Annotated in this window: 17 protein-coding genes; 2 read left to right on the top strand and 15 right to left on the bottom strand. The window is 59.2% G+C overall.

Annotation, left to right across the window (positions count from 1 at the left end; translation table 11 throughout):
* Positions 1 to 139 precede the first annotated feature (139 nt).
* The 8 genes from ACR0C9_RS20570 to ACR0C9_RS20535 are packed head-to-tail and all read right to left on the bottom strand — an operon-like array spanning position 140 to position 7592.
* Positions 140 to 967, bottom strand: a complete 828-nt coding sequence (locus ACR0C9_RS20570; RefSeq protein WP_170627203.1) for a citryl-CoA lyase — start codon at positions 965 to 967, stop codon at positions 140 to 142.
* Entirely contained in the window at positions 964 to 2160 is a 1197-nt protein-coding gene (locus ACR0C9_RS20565; protein WP_170627204.1) for a CoA transferase, read from the bottom strand. The genes ACR0C9_RS20570 and ACR0C9_RS20565 overlap by 4 nt, the downstream gene beginning before the upstream one ends.
* Entirely contained in the window at positions 2157 to 3605 is a 1449-nt protein-coding gene (locus tag ACR0C9_RS20560) for an aldehyde dehydrogenase family protein (protein WP_170627206.1), read from the bottom strand. Before ACR0C9_RS20560 ends, ACR0C9_RS20565 begins: the two co-directional genes overlap by 4 nt.
* On the bottom strand, positions 3602 to 4297 hold the full coding sequence (locus ACR0C9_RS20555) for a hypothetical protein (protein ID WP_170627208.1): 696 nt from the start codon (positions 4295 to 4297) through the stop codon (positions 3602 to 3604). Before ACR0C9_RS20555 ends, ACR0C9_RS20560 begins: the two co-directional genes overlap by 4 nt.
* The gene (locus ACR0C9_RS20550; RefSeq protein WP_170627210.1) at positions 4294 to 5304 is read right to left on the bottom strand and encodes an agmatinase family protein; all 1011 of its coding nucleotides are present in this window, start codon (positions 5302 to 5304) and stop codon (positions 4294 to 4296) included. The genes ACR0C9_RS20555 and ACR0C9_RS20550 overlap by 4 nt, the downstream gene beginning before the upstream one ends.
* Positions 5301 to 6176: an arginase family protein gene (locus ACR0C9_RS20545; RefSeq protein ID WP_170627212.1), complete on the bottom strand. Its 876-nt coding sequence runs from the start codon at positions 6174 to 6176 to the stop codon at positions 5301 to 5303. The genes ACR0C9_RS20550 and ACR0C9_RS20545 overlap by 4 nt, the downstream gene beginning before the upstream one ends.
* Positions 6176 to 6850, bottom strand: coding sequence for an arginase family protein (locus tag ACR0C9_RS20540; RefSeq protein ID WP_170627214.1), 675 nt, complete (start codon positions 6848 to 6850; stop codon positions 6176 to 6178). The genes ACR0C9_RS20545 and ACR0C9_RS20540 overlap by 1 nt, the downstream gene beginning before the upstream one ends.
* Entirely contained in the window at positions 6843 to 7592 is a 750-nt protein-coding gene (locus ACR0C9_RS20535) for an arginase family protein (protein WP_480781916.1), read from the bottom strand. Before ACR0C9_RS20535 ends, ACR0C9_RS20540 begins: the two co-directional genes overlap by 8 nt.
* Positions 7593 to 7698: 106 nt before the next feature.
* Here ACR0C9_RS20535 and ACR0C9_RS20530 point away from each other — a divergent pair, with 106 nt between their 5' ends.
* Positions 7699 to 8406, top strand: coding sequence for an IclR family transcriptional regulator (locus ACR0C9_RS20530; protein WP_170627218.1), 708 nt, complete (start codon positions 7699 to 7701; stop codon positions 8404 to 8406).
* Between the two features lie 8 nt (positions 8407 to 8414).
* On the opposite strand, the gene ACR0C9_RS20525 is transcribed toward ACR0C9_RS20530, so the two are convergent.
* From ACR0C9_RS20525 to ACR0C9_RS20510, 4 genes are read right to left on the bottom strand one after another with little or no spacing between them, the layout of a single operon-like run.
* Positions 8415 to 9218 carry an ABC transporter permease gene (locus ACR0C9_RS20525; RefSeq protein ID WP_170627221.1) on the bottom strand — a complete coding sequence of 268 codons (804 nt, stop codon included), beginning with the start codon at positions 9216 to 9218 and terminating at the stop codon, positions 8415 to 8417.
* A gap of 10 nt (positions 9219 to 9228) precedes the next feature.
* Positions 9229 to 10131 (bottom strand): ABC transporter permease, encoded by a 903-nt coding sequence (locus ACR0C9_RS20520; RefSeq protein WP_170627223.1) that lies wholly within the window; start codon positions 10129 to 10131, stop codon positions 9229 to 9231.
* Complete coding sequence (locus tag ACR0C9_RS20515; RefSeq protein WP_170627226.1) at positions 10128 to 11216, bottom strand: ABC transporter ATP-binding protein; 1089 nt, start codon at positions 11214 to 11216, stop codon at positions 10128 to 10130. Before ACR0C9_RS20515 ends, ACR0C9_RS20520 begins: the two co-directional genes overlap by 4 nt.
* A 59-nt stretch (positions 11217 to 11275) precedes the next feature.
* Positions 11276 to 12274: an ABC transporter substrate-binding protein gene (locus tag ACR0C9_RS20510; protein WP_480781915.1), complete on the bottom strand. Its 999-nt coding sequence runs from the start codon at positions 12272 to 12274 to the stop codon at positions 11276 to 11278.
* Positions 12275 to 12443: 169 nt separating this feature from the next.
* Here ACR0C9_RS20510 and ACR0C9_RS20505 point away from each other — a divergent pair, with 169 nt between their 5' ends.
* Positions 12444 to 12836, top strand: a complete 393-nt coding sequence (locus tag ACR0C9_RS20505) for a hypothetical protein (RefSeq protein ID WP_480781914.1) — start codon at positions 12444 to 12446, stop codon at positions 12834 to 12836.
* Here ACR0C9_RS20505 and ACR0C9_RS20500 read toward each other — a convergent pair.
* From ACR0C9_RS20500 to ACR0C9_RS20490, 3 genes are read right to left on the bottom strand one after another with little or no spacing between them, the layout of a single operon-like run.
* Positions 12822 to 14735 (bottom strand): type IV secretory system conjugative DNA transfer family protein, encoded by a 1914-nt coding sequence (locus ACR0C9_RS20500; RefSeq protein ID WP_170627233.1) that lies wholly within the window; start codon positions 14733 to 14735, stop codon positions 12822 to 12824. The two genes, ACR0C9_RS20505 and ACR0C9_RS20500, sit on opposite strands and share 15 nt — an antisense overlap.
* Before the next feature lie 16 nt (positions 14736 to 14751).
* Positions 14752 to 16692, bottom strand: a complete 1941-nt coding sequence (locus tag ACR0C9_RS20495) for a relaxase/mobilization nuclease domain-containing protein (protein WP_170627235.1) — start codon at positions 16690 to 16692, stop codon at positions 14752 to 14754.
* Entirely contained in the window at positions 16685 to 17407 is a 723-nt protein-coding gene (locus ACR0C9_RS20490) for a helix-turn-helix domain-containing protein (RefSeq protein ID WP_480504040.1), read from the bottom strand. Before ACR0C9_RS20490 ends, ACR0C9_RS20495 begins: the two co-directional genes overlap by 8 nt.
* Positions 17408 to 17749: the final 342 nt, after the last annotated feature.

The raw sequence follows: 17749 nt of genomic DNA, 5'->3' as shown, positions 1-17749 counted from the left end.
ACAAAGCTTAAATTCACTGCACTTGCACAAATGGCAACTTGGCGCGCTTCGCTGACGTCAGAACAGTCCACCCGCGAGTGGGGCTTTAAAGCCAAGTTCGGCGTGAATTGCGGCGGTCGCGCCATCAATGTTCATCGGCTTAGCGCTCCGATGTGACACCAATATACTCCGGCAGATAGCGTGGTGGCATTGGCCCTTTGTTCCGGCCGCCCAGCTGCATCTGCTCCCAGCCATGAGACAAGACGCCGACCGAGCGGGAGAGACAGAACAGACCGCGAGAGAGCGGGGGTGGAAAACCCAGCTCGCAAAAGATAACAGCCGTGGCCCCATCGATATTCATTGCGATCTCGGTACCGCGCTTGCGTCCAATTTCCGCCTGAATTGCCTCACCGATGTCGGCAAACCGCCCATCCACCGTACCAGACATGGCAGCCTCGCGCACCAGCGCCATCAACCGCGGGGCGCGGGGATCGACGGGCTTGTGGAAGCGGTGGCCAAAGCCCGAGACAATCTTGCCATATTCCTCACGCCAGGCGGCGATACCGTCGCGGACGGCAGCGTCCTGTTCAGCGCCGTCATCGATCCGTTTAGCAACGTCGAAATAAAGCTCGGCGCATTGTTCACCAGCGCCGCCATGGACGTCACCCAGCATGTTGACCCCAGTGGCCATGACGTTGTTAAGCCCTAGCCCGCAGGTCGCGGCCATACGAGCGGCGGCAATCGAAGGCGCCTGCGGACCATGATCCACGCCCGCCACCAGCGCACATTCAAAAAGTGCCGCTTGTTCTGACGTTGGCATATCGCCCCGCACCATGAGCCAGATCATCTGAGCAAAGCTAACAGAACCTATAAGGTCCTGGATCGGGTGGCCGCGAAAGGCGATCCGCCCTGGCGCCATATCGATAATTGCGGTGCGCCACCAATGGCGAATGGCATCTGCATCACTGTTTCCCGCGGGCTCCGTCATATCGCACCTTCCTTTGCCAGTTTTTCAATGTCTTCTGGTGAAAGCCCTAACTCGCTCCAAATTTCAGTGTTGTGCTGCCCCAATGTGGGCGGTGGTGCATCGACGGTGGGCGCGCTACCGTCCAGTTTGATCCCGGTCGTGGCCACCTGAATGTCTCGTCCGACGCCGGGGACGTTTTCAAACTGGCCGAGGAATCCGCGGTCTGCCACCTGCGGCATTTCCAGTACTTCCGGTACTGTCAAAACCGCTCCCGACGGAACACCGATGCTATTGAGCTCTTTGGCCCAGTCGCGCGGTGGTCGGGTCTTTAACACGACCTCAAGCTCTGTTTTCAGAGCCAGCCTGTTGCGTTTGCGATCCTCACGCGTGGCATATTCAGGACGTTCGCGCAGCACGGCCAAACCCAGGTGGTCAGTCAGAAGCTCCCATTGCTGGTCCTTGTTTGCGGCGATGTTGATTAACCCGCCCCTGGCCTCAAACGCGCCGGAAGGCGCCGAAGTGGGATTCTCATTGCCGTTGGCGGTCGGATTGACGCCCGCGATCAGATAGTTCGACACCACCCAGCCCATTGTCGCCAGCACCGATTCCAGCATCGAAACATCAATGAATGTGCCGCGCGGATTGGCGTTTAGGGCAGATGAAATCGCGAAGGCTGCGGTGATACCACCCACGGTGTCTGCCACCGGATATCCAACGCGCAACGGCGCGCTTTCGCCATCCCCGGTGATCGACATCACACCCGACGTGCCCTGGATAATCTGGTCATAGGCCGGGCGGTGGATCCACGGGCCCTCTTGGCCAAAGCCGGAGATGGCACAGTAGATCAGCGTCGGATTGACCTCCTTTAGGGTCTCGTAGCCCACGCCTAGGCGCGTCATGACGCCGGGCCGGAAGTTTTCCACCACGACATCTGCCGTTTCGACGAGTTTTAGAAAGATCTCTCGACCCCGTGCGTTCTTCAGGTTGACTGTGACCGATTTCTTACCCGCGTTCTGGGCCAGAAAGGACACGCCCATGTTGGCCTTGTTCAGTTCTGGGTCGGCCCCCAGTTGGCGGGCAAGATCGCCTCGGCCAGCGGCCTCGACTTTGATAACTTCGGCCCCTAAATGCGCTAGGTGGTGGCAGCAGAACGGACCGGCCAGCACGTTGGTCAGATCAAGAATGCGAATGCCCTTCAATGGTGCCTGCCTCATTGCCCACGCCCCTCGTGCACAACCTTGGCTGCGGTGAAGAACTCGCGGCAATAGCTGCCTTTTTCTGGCGCGCCATAGGAGGATCCTTTTCGGCCCGTGAATGGTGCGTGAAAATCCATACCTGCCGTGGGCAGATTGACCTGTATCATGCCTGCCTCGGCGTTCTGTGAGAAATGGTCGATCTTGGCCGCATCCCGCGTGACGATACCCGCAGACAATCCAAATTCGCAGTCGTTAGCGGTGGCAAGGGCGGCATCATAGTCCGGTACACGCAACACGGCAGCAACCGGGCCAAATATCTCGTCACGTGCCACGGCTGCCTCAGGCGACACATCCGTAAACAGGGCCGGAGCAAAGTAATATCCGGGGGTTTTGGATTTGACCTCGCCGCCACCCGCAACAAGTGTTGCACCGTCATCCGCGGCTTGAGAAACGTATCGTCTGTCGATAGCCAACTGCGCCTCACTGGCCACCGGGCCTATCTGGGTTTCCGGCGCGCGCGCATCACCGATCCTGAGGTCATTTATTGCCGCACAAAAACGGTCGACAAATGCGTCGTGAATTCCCTCTGTAACGATCAGGCGGGACGAGGCCGTGCATCGTTGCCCGGTAGAGTAAAAGCTGCCCTGTAAAGCGCAGTGAACCGCCAGATCCAGATCTGCATCATCCAGCACAATCAATGGGTTCTTGCCCCCCATTTCAAGCTGCATTTTGGCCCCGCGGGCGAACAGCGCAGCCCCCATATTGCGACCAACAGGCGTGGATCCGGTGAACGTGACCCCGGAAACTTTGGGGTGTGTCACGATCGCTTCCCCGACCTCACGGCCTTTGCCCATCACAAGGTTGAACACACCCTCGGGCAGGCCTGCACGGGCAATGATGTCCGAGAGCATCCAAGCTGATCCGGGTACCAGCTCGGCAGGTTTGAACACGACCGAGTTGCCGTAGGCCAGAGCGGGCGCAATTTTCCATGCTGGGATCGACAGTGGGAAATTCCAAGGCGTTATCACGCCGACAACGCCAATTGGCTCGCGCAGAACTTTGAGAGACACACCCTCGCGCAGAGATTGGTAAGTGTCGCCGGTTGCACGATACGCTTCGGCTGCGAAATATTTGAACAGATGTCCAGACCGATGTGCTTCGGCCTTGGCCTCGGCCAAGGTTTTGCCCTCTTCGCGGGCCAGCATGTCGCCCAGCTCGTCCACACGGGCAAGGATCTCCGACCCGATCCGGTCCAGCGCTTCAAACCGGGCCAGAGGCGACGTCGCGCGCCATTTCGGGAAGGCGGCAGCGGCGGCCTCAATCGCATCAACCGTCTGGCTGGCACTCGCCTGCGCGTAATGGCCAATCGTATCGTTCAGATCAGACGGGTTGATATTTAGGGACGCATTGCGGCCAGAGGCCCATGTTCCGGCGATATAGTTGGGAAAGGAATCTACAGTCATAACACTTCCTCAAGAACTGGTCGCCACCCGATATCTTCATGCCGGTGGTCCACAGTGTTCACGTAAAAATAGGTCGGGCCATGATAGCCCCGGCATACCCGCCCATCGGCGCGGTTGGCGACAGGTTCGGCCGTCCAACTGACCGCCCCGAACCAGTTCCACAAACGGTTATGAGGCGAGGTCAGGTGATCCGGGCTAAGCGGGTCTGCACTATTGGCCGGGCCCGGCTGAGGCGCGTTCGACACGGCGGTACCGCCCACCAACGCATCCCATTCATTGGGCCCGGTCGCCCCCTGAAAGGGGTCGTCACAGGGCATATCACCGCCGGTAAGCAACCGGCAACGAAACGGCCTGCCATCAATCGACACTTCTGTGCCAAAGACATACCCTGCTTCATCCAGATCCTGCCAGCTGATGCGGCTCATAAGCATACGGTCGGCCACCATCATCCGTGTTCCATCACCCTGAAACACATGCCAGTTCAGACGTTTGGTCGGGTCTTTGGGGCTGTCGGTGAGCGCCCAGTTGTCCCAATCAGGGTCGCGTTCAAATTCCGGGAGGTTACCGGGTTGCAGACCCTCGTATGGGCAAAGCGCTGCAAGATCCGTGATCCAAGGACGTGTTGCCGGGGCAAGGATTTGTCCTGCATGTGATAGCCCGCCCAGTTGGCGGGTTCCAATATATTCCATCATTGCCCCGTCACCGGCTCAGTCACAGGTCGAGTGCGGAAGCGGCGCAGAATCCGGAACAGCATTTCCGCCGACAGGAATTCCGTGCGCTGCGAGGGATCAAGCGGTGGTGAGACCTCGACAATGTCCAACCCGCCCAAAGGTGCCTCGGCCAGTCCATCCAGGAGATCGTAATACTGACGCGGTGTAATGCCGCTGTGCACAATGGAGCCTGTGCCGGGAAGGTAGCCGGCGTCCATCGCGTCGATGTCGATTGACAGATAAAGCTCGTCGCAGCCCTGCATGGCGTGCGCAAGGGCCTGACGCATCACCTCAGCCGCGCCGAGTTTTTGCACATCGCCAGATGAAAACACCCGTCCGCCCCGCTCTTCGATGAGCGCGAGATCGCCGCCATCGACCCAGCCCGTGATGCCGATCCAGACCATATTGGACACATCGATGTTGGGCAGTTCGGAAATCCGGCGTGCGTTAGTTGCATGGTTGTGGCTGCCCCACGCGCCCAGCCGGTCGGAGAAATCGAGATGACCGTCAATCTGGATATATCCGAAGCGCGCGTTTGGCGAACGTTTGGTCAGCCCACGGGAATAGCCCAGACAGGCCGGGAAGCTGTTATAGTGATCACCGCCCAGTGCCAGAGGGATCGCCCCTGCAACGGTCAGCGTTTCGGTCATCGCGGCGATGGCTTCGGTCGTTGCATCAACGTCTTGCGCTGTGATCTCTGCGTCGCCGCAATCGATCAGCCAGTCGGTTGCAGGCACGGTACGGCGGCCTGTATCAGGATCGATGCTAGCCCCTTGCGGACGAATAGATTGCAGAAGACTTGTCGCCTTGCGCAATGCCTCGGGGCCGAACCTTGTGCCAAGGCGGCTGGAATGTGTCCAGTCGCTCGGCATGCCCACCACGCCGATCTGGTCCGCACAGACGTCGGTCACGTCGCGCAATGACCCATCAAACAGCCGATATCCCGGTTGAGCCAGGGGCGGGCGGAATGTTGTATTAGCTGCAGTCATGTCAGTACATTTTCCTTGGAGGTTAGGCGACCCGGATGCTCAATACCAAATCCGAGGCGCGCATAGATAAATGCCAGAAGAGCCGTGACCATAAGTCGTTGACCAACCTTCACCACACCCATTCCGGGCCTGCTCGGGTTCAGACCGGTCAACATGATGGCGCTGACCTCGTGCTGTCCCAAGGCGCTAAGCCATTGCACCACTGTATCAAGATCGCAGCCACCGATCCGGGGCTGATCACAAAGCGCGCTGATCGATGTTTCAAACACGGACAAATCAAACCGCACAAACAGCGGCTTTGATTCATCTCGCCACCTGAAAAACGCTGCAAGCTGTGCGGCAGTATCCACGGTACGAGGCGTGCCCCGCCCATTTGGCAAGGGCGCCACATGAAAATCGCGCGCATCGCCCGACGGGCCGCCAAGCTGCACGGTCTGACAATGAGGGAGCGCGCTCTGCACTGTCTCGGACATGCGATCCGACCCACCCAATATTATGGCACAGGCACCATTGCGGCTGATCTGACGCATTGCCGCCTTCAATGCTGCATGGATCGCGTCCTCAGACTCCGGCGATATATCTCCAAGGTCACATAGCCGCTCGTGCAGGCCGTCGGTACTGATGTCCTGACGTGCATCGATATCTACGGGGTGACTGAATTGCGGGTTTGCATGCCAGCCGAAATAGACCGAGGTTTCGCGCAATGCACGCGGCGCCAGGGATTGCCCGGCATGCGGCGCGCTCGTGTCTTCAAACGGGACGCCCAGCACCGCCAGATCGCCGGACCTGACATCATCGATTGCTTTGGTCTGCGCGCGCATGAACGACAGATGCCCTGCCATGCGCGGCAATGGTGCCGATCGTAAGGGCATCAACCCGCTCCTTTCTCAAGACGCTCAGTCACCGCCTGCAAGATTGCCAGCGCGGCGCGGGTCTCAGCTCCGCCGCGATTGTCTAATTCCGGGGCAAGTCCGAAAACTGCTGCGGCGATGGCATTGCCTGGTGTGGCGTCAATTTTCGCGATCATCTGGGCGGGTGACATCCCGTTCAGGCGACGCGGGTGCGATACCCATTTGCCCGCAAGCTCTTGTAAATCCACAGACAGAATCACCGGTTGGTTGTGGGACAATTGGCCCGCAACGCCCCCCGTGACTGGAATGACAGGAACAACCGCACCTGTGAACTTCTGTGCCGCAACGCCAAGCGCTTCCAGACCGCTGGAATCGCCGCCAACCAGCACCATTCGCGCACCGGTTTCCAAAACGGCTGCACATTGCGAGGCAACTGCGGGAAAGTGTTTTTCCGGCTCAAGCGGAAATACATTCACGTCCCCCAAGTCAATGGCATTCGCCGGAGTTGTCTCAGGCCGGGAGGCATATCGAAGCTGCCGTGCGAGGTAGCGTTGCCCTGCTGCTGGCCGATCGAGATTGTCACAGAAATACCCTGCTATCGCGACCTGCCCGGGCACGAGATCTTCCAGATCGCCAATTGATACGCCCAGAAAACTGGGAATCGTATCAAACCGTATGTGCGCCGCTTCACCCATTGTGCAACGCCGCGTTCAGGGTTTCGATGGCTGCCAGTTCCGACATGCCCCGCGTGTCGAGCGCTGGTGCGAGGCCAGTGATCACAATCGCCTGCCAGTTACAGGACATGGCCCCGATGACGGATACCAGCGTTTCGGGTTTCACCCCGGCGGGATTAAGGCCGACGCTTCCTGCTGCATGCCCCAGATCAATGACCGACATGTCAATCCAAAGAACGGCGCTCTCAGGGCACTCTGGAAGACCTGTCAGCCCTTCATCCAACTGCCGCGCGGTACGCCGGAACATCGAGCGCTGACTGATCTGATCCCATACATCGGCAGGTTGCCCGCCGTTCAAACCCAGCCAGATCGTGTTTGCTGGTCGGTCTGTGAGATCACGCCGGGCCAGCGGCATGGCCGCGACAACAGGCAGGTCTGGTAAGGTCTCTAGCAACGGCGTTGCAACATCAGACGCGCCTCCCAGGACAACTGGCACAACGCCGTTTTCCACCATTTGCGTCACAAGCTGTTTCAATGCGTCGGACCAATCGCCCGACAGGTCCAGGTTTCCCAGATCCCGGCCATTTGCTGGCAGGGCGGTCCCAAGCTGACCGGTCATCTTGCGCAGCGCATCTGGAGCCAAGGAAGTGCCCGAACGCGGCCCGCTATCGACTTCGCTTGGAACACCCAAAACCCCGACACATCCTGCCTCACATTGCGACAAACCGCCAAAGGGCAGACCGGCATAACCAGCTGTAATCATTCGTATCTGCGCGCTATTCATTGCCGGCCACCTTCATTATTTGCGATTTCCAATTGCGTCCAAAACAGCTATAAAAAGCCACGGATTTGCGTTGAAAGGTCTGCCTATGTCCGACAAGCCCCGAACCGTGGACACCAATGGTGGTGTCGAAGCGGTCGAACGCGCCTTGCGTGTGCTGGACAGCTTTGAGCCCGGCGACGCGGGGCTGTCTCTGAAAGAGGTTGCGGACCGAAGTGGCGTCAATAAAGCGACAATCCTGCGTCTGAGCGTCTCGCTGGAAAAGTTTGGCCATATCACGCGCGACGCCGAAGGCCATTTTCACCTCGGGCCATCTTTGTGGCGTCTTGGTTCCGTATTTCGTCAGAACCTGCGCATGGGGCCTATTGTGCGCCCGGTGTTGGCGGACCTCGTGAATGCAACGGGGGAAAGCGCGTCGTTTTACGTGCAACGCGGCAACTCCGGCGTTTGCCTCTACCGTGTCAATTCGCCTAGGCTCGCGAGGGATCATATCCAGGAGGGCGAGATCATTCCGCTGAGCACGGGCTCCTCGGGCCGGGTGCTGGATGCCTATTCTATCAGGCAAGGCAAACATGCTGCCAGTATCCGAAAGGCCGGGTACTATCTCAGCCTTGGTGAACGTGATCCGGACGTTGCCGGGTTGTCTGTTCCGGTTCTTGGGCTTGAGGGCGAGCTGCTGGGTGCAGTCAGCCTGTCGGGTCTGCGCGTTCGCTTCAGCGAAACCGCTGTCGAAGGCTATCGCGCTGCGGTGCTTGATGCCGCCCGCCAGATTCGGGCCGAGATTGGTCAGATATAAAGAACGCATCATTTGTCAGCATTCTTGTTACGGCCAATCAACTGCACGCCGATGAGCGCCGAGACTGACACGATAATCAGGCAGGTCGAGATTGCGGCAATGGTCGGATCAAGCTGATCACGCAGCGAATTGAACATGCGGCGGGTGATTGTGGCTTTTTCCCCGCCCGAGACCAGCATCGAAATCACCACCTCATCCAGCGATGTGATGAAGGCCAGAAATGCCCCTGTCTGGATCGAGAATTTGACTTGCGGCACAGTCACCGTCCAGAGCGCATAGGCTCGGGATGCACCAAGGCTGCGGGCCGCCAGTTCCTGATTGAAATCATAGTTTTGCAAACCTGACATCACGGTCACGATCACAAAAGGCAGCGCCAACGCGGTATGGGCGATTACAATTCCGGTCAGCGTGTAGTTGAGCCCCAGCTTGGCATAAAGGCTGAACACGCCCACAGCGATCAGGATCACCGGTACGACGATGGGCATGATCACGAGGATCTGCGCCGCGCTCCTGATCCTTGGGGCGGAGCAATGCAAGCCATAAGCGCAAAGTGAGCCCAAGGGTGTTGCGATCGCCGTGGTCAATACGGCCGCGATCAGCGAGGTCTTTGTGGCACTCATCCATTCTGCGGAAGTGAAATAGGCCGTGTACCAGCGAAACGAAAACGACGTTGGGGGGAACTCCAGATATGAGGCCCCCGAAAACGACATCGGGATCACGATGAGCGTTGGCAGGATCAGAAAGAACAGCACTGCGATGCCGACAACCATCAGCCACAGTCCGTCAATTTTACGTTGTCCGACTTGTTCCATTGTCAGTTCCTCAGCGCATAAAGAGTTTGTCGAGCCCGAAGACACGGTTCATCAGCCAAATCATCGCCAGAGCCAGCAGCAGCAGGACAACGCCCAATGCGGAGGCCGCACCCCAATTGGAATAGACCGTGATTGTGCTTTCGATGCGTTGCGCCAGCATCTGCACGCGGCCACCGCCCAGCAAAGCTGGTGTTACGAAGAACCCAAGGGACAGAATGAAAACCAGCACGATGCCCGCAAAAAGGCCCGGCAGCGACATTGGAAAAAACACCCGCCAGAAGGCCCCACGCGGCGTAGAGCCTAGCCCCACGGCAGCCCGAACCAGGTCGGTATCAATGTTGCGCATGGTGGCGTAGAGCGGCAAAACCAGAAACGGCAGCATGATATGTACCATGCCTATGATGGAACCCGTGAGGTTGTGGGCCAGCTGCAGCGGTTCCTCGATAATGCCAAGCGACATCAGCGACGAATTGATGATGCCATTGCGCTGCAACAGCACCAGCCAGGCGTAGGTGCGCACCAGAACCGACGTCCAAAACGGGACCAGCACGAAAACCATCAGAATGGCCGCTGTCCTGTTCGGCACCTTGGTCAACCAGTAACACAGCGGATATCCGAGAAGGACACAAATCACCGTCACGGCGATGCTGATCTGAAAGGTGACAACGAAAGTCCGACGGTACAAAGCGCTTTCAAAGATTCGCGCATAGTTTTCCATGCTCAACTCGCCTGCCGCATTGTAAAATGAGAGCGAGGACAGCCAGAAAATCGGTAAAAAGACGACAATCAGAATGCCAAGAACCGCGGGCATCGAAAGCCCCAAAAACGTCAGTCTTTCGCGGCGTTCTTCAGTTTTGAGCGTGCTGGCGTTCTGAAGCGTCCCAGCACCTTCATAGACCTCGGCGATACTCATGCCACATGCTCCGGTACGATGATCGTGTCTTCGGGATGCAGGGCAAGGCCAATTTGCTCTCCTTTGGAAGGCAGCCCGGTCTGGCCAGCGCGATTGGCAGGAACACGCAGGTTGATCTCGCCTGCACTGTCGTGCTGAACGATCACCAGCACACTGTCGCCTTGATAAATGATGTCTTTGACCCGGCCGGACAGATCATTGGCAGTTTCGGGCACTGCACCTGCAGTGACCTCCAGCAATTCGGGCCGGATCACCAAGCGATGGCCACCTCGACCTTGGGCTATGGGCAAATCAGACTTCAGCACGCGTTCGCCAAGTTGTGCCGCGTTGTTGGCCACCTTCACCGGCGCCGAAATGGACTCGCCGATAAAATCTGCCACAAAGAAACTGTGGGGCTGGCGATATAGCCGCTCGGGTGTCTCGACCTGCTCGATCCGACCGTGATTGACCACTGCAATCCTGTCGGACATCGTCAGGGCTTCGCGCTGGTCATGGGTTACATATACAATGGTTGCATCCAGCTTTTCATGGAGTGCCTTCAACTCAATCTGCATATGTTCGCGCAGCTTTTTGTCCAGCGCGGACAGGGGCTCATCCATCAGGATGATCTGTGGCTCGAATACCATGGCGCGGGCAAGAGCCACACGTTGTCTTTGGCCGCCTGACAATTGGGTGATGCGCCGATCCCCATAGCCACCAAGCTGCACGGTATCAAGCGCACGCTCGGCTTGGGTCTTTTGATCGCTTTTGGATACCCCGCGGATTTTCAGCGGATAGGCCACGTTTTCAGCCACCGTCATAAAAGGAAACAACGCATAGCTTTGAAAAACCATACCAAGGCCGCGTTTGTGTGGCGGCGTTGCAATCATTTCCTGACCGCCAAAACGCAGCGATCCGCCATCAGGGCGTACAAAACCGGCCAGTGCCATCAAAAGCGTCGTTTTGCCCGAGCCCGATGGTCCAAGCAGTGTCAGGAATTCACCTGCGGCAATATCCAGCGATACATCATCGAGAGCTTTGACCGATCCGTAGGCCTTGCAAAGATTGGAGATGTCGATGGGAAGGGATTGGGCATTAGACGACATGGGGGCACCTCACCTGTCAAAAAATGGGCGCAGTGCAGAATGCACTGCGCCAAAATGGATTATTGCTGGATCAGCGTGTCAAACTCTTCAGTCAACTCACCCAACTGGCCGATGTAGAAGTTCGGGTCGACCAGAAGTTGCTTGTCGTAGTTGCTGGGATGTGTGTTGACCGTCAAAGCCTGCTCTCCCGAGATAATCCCGGTGTCAAATGCACCAGTATTCACCGGGCCCAGCGGCATCGTGACCGCCAGCCGCGCCTGCGCTTCGGCACTCAGCAATTCATTGATCAGGCGCATGGCGTTGTCTTTGTTCGGAGCACCCTTGGGCACCAGCAAACAATCGACATCCATCGTTCCACCATCAAATGCATAGGCAACTTCGATGCCGGATGCGCTCACACTCTCCACGCGGTTATGGCCCATATGGATCACATCCACCTCACCATCACGCAGCAATTGTGCGGATTGTGATCCGCCACGATACCAAACGGTGACTTCGGGTGCGATCTCTCCCAGTTTGGCCCAGGCGCGCGCCATGCCCTCGTCCGTGGCCAAAACGTCGTAGACTTCTGCCATAGGCACACCATCGGCCATAAGGGCAGCCTCAAGGTTGTAGTTCACCTTGCCGTGCATGCCGCGCTTGCCCGGGAAGTTTTCCAGATCCCAGAACTCGGCCCAGTTGGACGGACCATTGTCGCCAAAGGCATCTTTGCGATAGGCGATCACCTTGGTGAAGTTGATGAAGCCGATGTAGTTGTCGTGGATCAGCTCTTCGGGAATGCCGGTTGTGTCGACAATCGAATAATCAATCGGCTCAAGGCTGCCCTCTCGGCTGAGTGTTTCACACGAGGGCAAATCCTGCTCGGTTACATCCCATGCGACGGCACCCGCTGTGATCTGGGCGCGCACATCCTGAATGCCGTTTGTCGTATCTTCCTTGACCGTGACGTTCAGTGCCTTGGCCGCAGGGTCCAGCATCGCCGAGCGCAAAGCATCCTGAAATGAGCCTCCCCAGGATGAAAACACCACCTCGCCTTCTGCGAAGGCAGGCGCAGCCATTGCCAGGCTGCTAACCACGAGACCCGCGGTAAGCGTCAATTTTCCGTTATCTTTAATCATGTCAGGCTCCTCCCTAACTGTTGGTTGGCTTGCGGGTTCGCGACATGAGCGTCCCCATCTTCTACTTTCTCAACATTTCACTCTGCAAAACGCCGTTTCATTTCTACTAATGCCGATACTGAAGCTGGTCAAGGATTCTTTTGAACCCTCGGAATTCGCCCTCCCGTTTCCGCTGCCTCAGAGCCGGGCAAAACGTCGTATTTCGCGATTATGCGATGTGTTCATCTCGTTTCGATCTTGCGCATATGGCGTCGAAAGCGATCTTTACCTGTCCCCAAGTTCATTGCTGCTGAGTGAAGCTTTTGGGGTAATAGGCGGAATGCAATTTCTCACCTGCATACCTTTGATCCGCAAATTTGAAGGGCAGCTTCATAACAATATGCGCCACGTGATCCTGGCCGCAGCATTGGTCAATTTGGGCTCTCTCGGGCCATTCTCTGCGCTGATCGCAAAGGTCCGCTATATCAATTTTATGGCTCCGCCAGCTTCAACCACCCAATAGCTCCTCGATGAAGTCCTCCTGCCGATCGAGTGCCGCTTCCCATTCCTTCGGCACAACCGCTTCCCGTTCGAGCGTCTCCGGCTCAGGCCGACCGCGCCCGGCCTCCATCGCCATCACGCTCATCGCCCGCGCTTCGCGCCGCTGTGATCGATCCCGCACAGGCGCGCGTTCGGCTGGTTTCGCCTGCTTGTCTGCGCCGGCCTCTTCACCGCCGTCGCTCCCCCAGGGCCCCACGCCCTGCACACTCGGCGGATAGGGGAAGGGCTTGCCCTCCTGGCGGGTCAACATCTCCTTGAAGAAGGGATCGTCGTAATACTTGATCCGGCTCGCTTTGATCGGATGCTGGGGTGAGGCGAGGATGATCACCTCGTCGGGGTCCATCAGACGCGCTTCGGTCTCGGAAAGCAACGGCCGTTCTTCCAGACGCGCTGAGGTCGAGGTCGCCCCGAGGAAGCCTTTGTTGCGTCCATACATCCGGGTCACTGCCTCGCGGGTGGTGCTGCCGACGGCTGCGGAAACCTCCTTCACCGTGCGCTGGTCGCGAGGCGTAATGTAGAGCTTGAGCCCTGCCCCATTCTCAAGACTTTCGCGGCCCTCGGGCCCGTAAATCCGGTCGAGCGAAGCCAGCGACTGCGCAATCATCGCGACGCGGCCGCCATAACTTGCCAGAGAATGGATCGCGCGCTCGAGATAGGGCATGGCCCCCATCTGTTGGAATTCGTCGATCATCATCATGACGGGCCAAGGCTCGTCCGGGCCCGGTTCGTTCAACCGGATCGAGGCGATGAGATCGGCGAACATCAGGCGCAGGAGCGGCGCCAGCGTCGCGATATGATCCTCGGAAACGGCGATGTAGAGCGATTGCGGGGTCTTCCGGAATGTCGAGAAATCAAAGTCGCTGTCTTGCGTGGCCGAGCGCACAGCCGGGTTGTCCCACTGCTTGAGGCCTGCGGTCATCAGCGCCTGGATGTTCGAGGTCAGAAGCCGCGAGGAGGCAGAGGCCGCGTTGGTCCAGAGCTCGCGCAGGATGTCTTCCTCGGCCTCGTCGGCATAGGTCTTGTACTGGGCGTTCTTGTACTCGCCCCCGGCGACGATCCTGTTCACCTCGCCGAGGTTCGGGGTGCCACGCTGTATTGCGAGCAGGCAGGCCGCGACAAAAATCGACTTGCCAGCCTCCGAAAAGGTGTCGAGCTGCTTGTTGTCCTTGTCGAGGAAGAGGTCGGCAAGAATCGAGACCTCGGTGAAGCGCTGCGCGAATGTCGGGGCCTTGGCGATCCGGGCCAGCGGGTTGTAGCGATGCGTGGCATTGGCCCAGTCAAAGGGGCTGAAACGATAGACCTCGTCGCCGTTGAGAGCCCGAAGCCGCGCGGTCTTCTCGAAGTTCTCGCCCTTCACGTCGAGCACCACTACCGAACCCGCGAAGCTCAGGAGGTTCGGGATCACGAAACCCACACCCTTACCAGCCCGGGTGGGTGCCACCATCATCACATGCGGGATCATGGTCGAAGAGATGAACTCGGCCTTCGAGGTTGGCGCGCCAAGCTTGCCGCAGACGAAGCCCTTGCCCGGGGCCTGCAACATATCATTCTTCTTCAGCTCCGCCTTGGTCTGCCAATGGGCGGAACCGTAATCGTCCTGCTCCTTCTTCCAAGTCCAGGCGAGCGCGAGAGCGCCGAGGCCGACGGCCCCAAAGACGACGGCGCCGAAGCCAACCTTGAAAGCCTCCGGATGGGCAGCGCGGGTGCCGGTGCTGGCCTTCCAGAGCGCCAGCATGTCGAAACTGGCAAACCCGGTTTTCAGGGCCAGGGTCAGGTAGAAGGCGGCGACGATGGTGCCGATGACGGCGCCGCAGATCACACCGAAAAGAAGCGCAGCCCAGAGGGGAAGTGTCCTAGTCATGGTGGTCATCTCCCCTTTAGAATTCCATCTCGTCATCGAGGCCGCGGTCCAGTTCTCTGGCACGGCCAAGATCGCGACCCAACTCTTGCGCCTCCTGCTGACCGCGTAGCCGCGCGACCTCGGTCGCCTTGTCCTGCTGCAACCCGGCGGCGCGGTCGGTGAAGACCTGATCGCCGGTCTCCTCAAAGGTCATCTCGAGGAACTCCTGCGTGACAGTGATCTGGTCGAGCTTGCTCGGAAGGACTGCGTTCAGCACCTCGTAATTGCCACGGCGTAGCTCGGCCAAGCCCTCTTCACCCAACTCCTTGAAGAGCTCGGATTGCAGGGTCCGCTCGACCGTCTCTTCCTGTTCCTCGGTGAGCTTGCCGTCCCGCAACATGTCGGCGAGGTCCTGCAGGTAGGGATTGGGCGTCCGGTCATCCTCGTCGATGAGGTGCAGCGTCGCCTCTTCCTCGTCCGCTATGGTCCGGCCGATTTCGACGCCCATCTCCTTCGCCCGTTCCATCAGTGCGTCCATCACCCCGTCGACCTTCTCGAGCGCGGCATCGAGCTGCTCGTCACTGGCGGCCTCGACGGTGAGACCGTCTTTCGCCAGCACCGCGTTCATGTCCCGCTCGACCCAGTCCTGTGCCATGCCGTAGTTCCGCGTGCCACCTGCAGTGATCCGGGCCACCAGCTCCTCGCTGTCCATTCCGGCCTCCTCTGCGCTCTCGAGTACATCGCGCAGCCCTTCGTCATTGCCGGACTGCAACGCGGTGATCAGCACCTCGCTGCCCGCCCCCGGCGGATAGGGTTCTTCAAGCTGCTTGCCAAACCGCGCGCGCAGTTCCGGGTCCGGGACCATCTGCGAGAGGTCCGCGATGATCGGCGCGGCCTTCGCCTCGAAGGCGGCGCGCTCGGCCGGGTCCAGTTCCTCGGCCTTGAGCCTCAGCGCCTCGATCGTGCGCCCGGAATAGTCGATCGCGTCACCGACGGTCTTGATGTCCTTCATGTCTATCTCTCCTTGCGCGTAGTTCCACGGCGTGCCCGAGCCAAGCCCGTCCGCCATGCCGCGCAGGGCGCGCGCCATGTGGTGCCAGTCCATCCGGTCCAGCAGGTCGGCGAGGGTCTTGTAGTCCTTGGCGAAGCCCACCACCTGCGCCTGCGCGATGGCGGATTCCTGGGCCGTCATGACGATCTCGCGCGGCAGGCGGGCCTCTTCCTTGGCGCGGTAGATTTCCTCGATCCCAGCGGGTTTCTCGAAGATGCCGCGCTCGAGCCTGGTCGTGGCGTCAAGGACAATGCCGTAGCGTTCGGCGATCTCGGCTTGCTTCTCGCGCATGAGTTGCGGCGACATCACGCCCTCGGCCCAGCAGGAAAACCAGGTGCCGTTTTCGACGCCGCGATTGTTCAGGATGATATGGGCGTGCTTGTGCGCCCGGTCGTCATGAACCGCGAGGACGTAGTCCCATTGGTCGCCGTATTCGCCGCTCTCGAAGAAATGCTCCGTCCAGTCCATCGCGATGTCGCGCGCCTGGTCGACCGTCACGTCGGTCGGGAAGGACAGCAACATGTGCGAGGTGAACCCGAGCTTGGTCGAGCCGCGCCAGGTCCCGGCCCAGTCCTCGATGATGCCCTCTTTCTGCTCCTCGGAAAGCACCGCCGCATCGGTCAGCGCATTGGTCATCGTCGAGTAGGTGTAGACCGCCTTGTCATTGATGTAAGAGATTTGTGCCCCGAGCGAAGCACGAGTCTTGCAGCCTCCCGCCCGGATCCGTTTAAATACCGCCGCGCGGCTCTGCCCCGACGCCGCCTTCAGCGCATTGCGCGCCGACATGGCTCCGACGCGCGCGAAACTCCGCCCCTGCCGACGCCCTGCGAGACGCGCGTCGATCCGCGCCGCGGCCTGACCCCGGATGCGCTCATCTTCCCAGAGCCGCCCCATGACCGAGGTGTAGAGAGCGAGCGGATCAGCCATTTCGAGAGTTCCGGTTCTTCAGAAAATCATCGGGTATCACCGTTCGCGTTCGAGGCTTGCCGAGAGGCAGCGAAGGGCGATCCAATTCTGAACCGGAACTCTCACGCACCAGCCTCAGACTGCTCCCGATCGCGCGCGGACCATCCTCCAGAACCGCGCTCTCCGCCCCCTGCTCTTTCTCCTTTTGTGGCCACTCCTGATGACGCAGCGCCTGCGCCGCATCTTTCATCCGGCCCATCTCACGGCTCATGGACTGCGCCAGATCAAGGAGTTCGATCAGCACCGCGCGATCCGCCTCCGAGACCTCCAACCGACCGCGATGCACCGCCTTGGCGAGCACCAGTCCGGCGTCACTCACATCCTTCGCCTGACGCCACGCGGCGCAGAATTCCGAGACCAGATCGCGCGGCACATCGAGGAATCCACACCGTCCGCGTAGCACTGCATTCAGCGCCTGAGAGCGGTTGGCATAGCCCCGTTCGTGCCACTCCGCGTCGAACGCTTCCAGCTCGGATCGACTGGCCCGGAACGCCACTGTTTCGCTCGGATCGCGCACCGCGATCCCCTCCCCCGCCTCCTCTTTCGCCAGCCTATTCACATGGCGCGGAGAGATGCCAAATGCCGCCGCCAGCTCCTTCGCGCTCTCGCCCGCTGCAAAGCGCCGCGCCACTTCGATGCGCTGCTCAAGCTTCAGGTTTTTCGCTGGCCTCGGCACGGGTCAGACCCCTCGGACAAAATGTGCAAACATTGGCCATATCCTGCCAACGTCTTCCTTCTCTCCTTCGTTTATACTTCAATAAACTATTTTGCGCAATATGATGTATTGCATGGTGTATCTTTTTGCCTGCCGTTTCTGGCACATCTCGATCAACAGAGTGCAGAGAGGCCCGACTATTCAATGCACTTCAAACCGACACCAGTCGGGGAACAATGAGGCCTTCTTTTTCGTCTGGGCCCCGCCCAAAATTTCGTTCAGCTTTGTTCGCGTGGGATCATGAACGAAACAGAAAAAGGCCGCCCAGAAATGGGCAGCCTCTTCTTCTGGATGCTATGCGGC

The organism is Ruegeria sp. C12, from assembly GCF_056537745.1.
The sequence above is the reverse complement of the archived record's forward strand: the minus strand, read 5'-3'. Positions and strand labels throughout refer to the sequence as shown.